Below are 3,769 nucleotides of genomic sequence, written 5' to 3' on the forward strand. Positions count from 1 at the left end.
GCTGCGACGCCCGCACCGATGGCGAAGCGACGGGATCAGTTGCAGCAACTCAAGGCGCTTGGCCCGGCGTTTGCCACCACGCTGGTGCAGGAGGTGTTCTACAAGGACTTCCGCAACCGGCGCGAGGTCGCGAGCTACTGCGGCTTGGCGCCCAGTCCCTGGCAAAGCGGCGGCATCGACCGCGAGCAGGGGATCAGCAAGGCCGGCAACCGCCGCGCCCGCCACAAGACGATCGAACTGGCCTGGCTCTGGCTGCGCCATCAGCCGGACAGCGCGCTCAGCCGCTGGTTCCGCAGCCGCACGGAGAACGCCGGCAAACGCGCCAAGCGCGTCGCCATCGTCGCCCTGGCGCGCAAGCTGATCGTGGCGCTGTGGCGCTATCTCACCAGCGGTCTTGTTCCGGAAGAGGCCGTGATGAAGGCATAACCCCCCAATCACCCAACCAGGGCGAGGCGGCCCGCGCCGCGCGCCCCGTACAGGATGGATGATGACCGTGCCACCCAGGGGCTTCCACAACGCCGTTTTGTAGATGGGTCTCATCCGCTAGGCTTCCTCGCCGCAAGCATGCGGAAGGTGGGTACGGATCAGCCGATCCGACCGGATATGAGGTGATGCCGTGAGCTGCAGAAATCTTCGGAAGCCAATCCTCACCCGGGGCCCGGTCGTCGCGCTGCGCTACGCATGGCTCCGCGCGCCGCCCTCTCACCGCAAAAACCCGACCCAACCCTGTTCGTTGAGAGCCTTGACTCACAAAGCCCCATATGAGGGTGGGCAAAGCGCAGCGTGCCCACCTTCTCTTGCACCGCCCGTGGATGGTGGCACGCTGCGCTTTGCCCACCCTACGGCCGTGCCGCATCCGCCGTCATTGCGAGCGAAGCGAAGCAATCCATGCCTCAGCAAGCGGTGCTGTGGATTGCTTCGCTTCGCTCGCAATGACGCGTTCAGCGCGCCGGCCTCACCGGTGCGGAAAATTTCTCGGTGCGGTCGCGCTCGTTCATGTCGATGACGGTCTCCATCGGCGCCGTCAGCTCGTAGACGTAGCTGATGTCGGTGAAGTAACGTTTCGCCGTCCCGCCGAGCGCTTCGGGGGCGACGCGGTCGAGCAGGATCAGGCCGAAATCGGAATCGGGGCGGCGGGTGGCTTCGCTGGTGTTGAACTCCTCCCAGCGGAAATGAAAGATCGCCTCCGACTCCTTGCCGTTGACTTCCCAGTTCGCGACGATGTGCGGATGCTTGCCCACCAGGGACAGGCCCTCGTCTGAATGCGAGGCGAGCTCGAAGAACAACAGCGACAGCGACTGTGCGGCGCGCGCGCTGACCGCGATATCGGGGCCGGAGATCGCGATGCGCTCGGCATGCGGGATGGCGCGGGCCTCGAACAATCCTTTCAGCTTCACGCCCTGCCACTGGCTCTCGCTGAGCAGCGTGACCACGTTCGACATGGCGTGAATGCGACCGATCAGGAGATCGCGCGCAGCATCGACGTCCGAGCCATGGCGCAATGTTCGGGTGACGATCGACTGGATCACCGCGAGGATGTTCTTGACCCGGTGGTTGAGCTCGTCGATGACAGCGGTCAGCCGCCGCTCGAACCCGATCCTCACCTCGATCTCGCGGCTGAGCCGAAGGTTGTTATAGGCGACATAACCGAACAGGCCGCAGACGATGCCGGTCAGCGCGAGGCCGATCGCCGCCACGATCGCCGCGGTCTGGTTCGCCCGCGCCGCGGCGGAGGTCTTGGCGTAATAAGCGAGCGACCAGTCGCGGCCGCCGAACGTCACCGTCCGGACCATCGACGGCGCCGGCCCATCCGGCCGCACCGCGCGCGAGGTGATGACACCCTGGTCGTTGGCGACCAGTTCGTCGTTGGAATCGCGCGGGTCCTTCAGCACCACCGAGAACAGCGACATATCGTCATTCGCCAGCATCAACGGCCCGAGCTCATACGAAAATGTGACGAATCCCGCCGGCTCCGAGGCGCCCTGCTGAAACACCGGCGCGGCGAGCGCGACACCGACCGGCCCGTTCTGGCGCAATAGCGGAATCGGATCCGAGGCCACCGGCTTGCCATCCGCCATCGCCTGCGCCAGCATCGGCCCGATCACGGAATGGTGGTCGAAGCTGCGGCCCGGTAGGATGATGGTCTCCGGCGTCCGCGGCTCCAGGTCCATCATCACGTTGACGGGCTTGTCGAGCGCCTTGATGTCGAGGGGCTGGTCGTCGAAGTCGCGGATGGTCGGATTGGGGAAGCCGGCCTTCTTCAGCTCCTGCTCCGCCGCCACGAGCTCGTCGGGCCTGAGCCGCGCAATCCAGGCGGCAATCACGAAATCGGTCTTGAAGGCATAGATCGAGGAGCGCAGCGGCTGCAGCATGTCGGCCTTCACCACCGACGGCGCGCGAAACAGGCCCGAGGAGACGCGGGCGAGCAGTTCGCGCTCGGTAAGCCGGTCCTGCACCAGGCTGGCGTGGACGTCGATCGCCCGCGCCAGCGCGATGCCGTCGAGCGTCAGCTCCTGCTCGTGCACGCGATAGGCCGCGAGACCGGAGAGCAGCACCCCGATCAGCGCAATGAAGGCGATAATGAAACCCAGCCGGACCACGCTGTTACTCGGAGACTGTGGGTTGGCGAAGATGAACAGCGGACATCTGGCGTCTGCGGGGGCGACAACGATTGGATACGGGGTGAACGCCAACCGCGGCGGAATATGGAGTGGCGAGCATCGGTACGCAACGGAAGGCGGCAATTAACGTGAACGACGGCTGGCGCCGGCTGGCGAAAGCAGCGTCAGAGTTGGCTAATGGGAGTGGCTGGATTTTGTTCCCATTGCGGCATGGAATATTTCGTCGCACCCGCCGTTTGCCGCTTGCGTGAGAGTGGCGTAGCCCGGGTGAAGCGCCAGCGTGACCCGGGACCGCTCGTGGACGTCGACGCAGATGTCCCGGGTTGCGCGTTCCGCTCCACCCGGGCTACGAGGCGCGTTAAAATCTTAACGAACGGCATATCATATTAACAAATCGTTCAACCCGCCTTTGCCTTGTCCTTGGCCTTGGCAGAGGCTTTCGGGCGCAGGCCGCCTTTGGCCTCAATGAAGGCGATGATGCGCTCAAGCCCGTCGCTCTTCTTCAGGTTGGTCATGACGAAGGGACGCTCGCCGCGCATCCGCTTCGCATCGGTCTCCATCTTCTCGAGCGACGCGCCGACATAAGGCGCGAGGTCGATCTTGTTGATCACGAGCAGGTCGGAGCGGGTGATGCCGGGGCCGCCCTTGGACGGGATCTTGTCGCCGGCGGCGACGTCGATGACATAGATCGTGAGGTCGGCCAGCTCCGGCGAAAAGGTTGCGGCCAGGTTGTCGCCGCCGGACTCGATCAGCACGAGATCGAGGCCAGGGAATTTCGCGCGCATGTCGGCGACCGCCGCCAGATTCATCGAGGCGTCCTCGCGGATCGCGGTGTGCGGACAGCCGCCGGTCTCGACGCCGGCGATGCGGTCCGGCGTCAACGAACCCGAGCGCACCAGGAACTCGGCGTCCCATTTGGTGTAGATGTCGTTGGTGATCGCGGCGATATCGTAACGCTCGCGCATCGATTTGCAGAGCAGGTCCATCAGCGCGGTCTTGCCCGATCCGACCGGACCACCGACTCCGACGCGAAGCGGGCCGTGAGATTTGGACATGTCAGGAGTCCTTCCACCGTCGTCCCGGGCTTGACCCGGGACCCATATGTGGACGGCCCCCGTGGCACAAGAGCTTTTGAGGTGATCGGATCG

At 64.8% G+C, this 3,769-nt stretch carries 3 protein-coding genes; 1 reads left to right on the plus strand and 2 read right to left on the minus strand.

Features of this window, described 5'->3' with window-relative positions:
* Positions 1–426: transposase (locus AAFX91_RS39790; protein WP_394570137.1), on the plus strand; the 426-nt coding region annotated here is incomplete at its 5' end.
* A gap of 515 nt (positions 427–941) precedes the next feature.
* Here AAFX91_RS39790 and AAFX91_RS39795 read toward each other — a convergent pair.
* A complete protein-coding gene (locus AAFX91_RS39795; RefSeq protein ID WP_394570138.1) occupies positions 942–2,600 on the minus strand; it encodes an HWE histidine kinase domain-containing protein in 1,659 nt (552 codons plus the stop codon).
* Positions 2,601–3,019: 419 nt separating this feature from the next.
* Positions 3,020–3,676, minus strand: coding sequence for an urease accessory protein UreG (ureG, locus tag AAFX91_RS39800; protein WP_282530358.1), 657 nt, complete (start codon positions 3,674–3,676; stop codon positions 3,020–3,022).
* Positions 3,677–3,769: the final 93 nt, after the last annotated feature.

The organism is Bradyrhizobium sp. 31Argb (assembly GCF_043638955.1).
Lineage (GTDB): Bacteria > Pseudomonadota > Alphaproteobacteria > Rhizobiales > Xanthobacteraceae > Bradyrhizobium.

Coding starts and splice junctions, on each gene's coding strand:
- ureG (WP_282530358.1), bottom strand. CDS start 3,676: ATGTCCAAATCTCACGGCCCGCTTCGCGTCGGAGTCGGTGGTCCGGTC.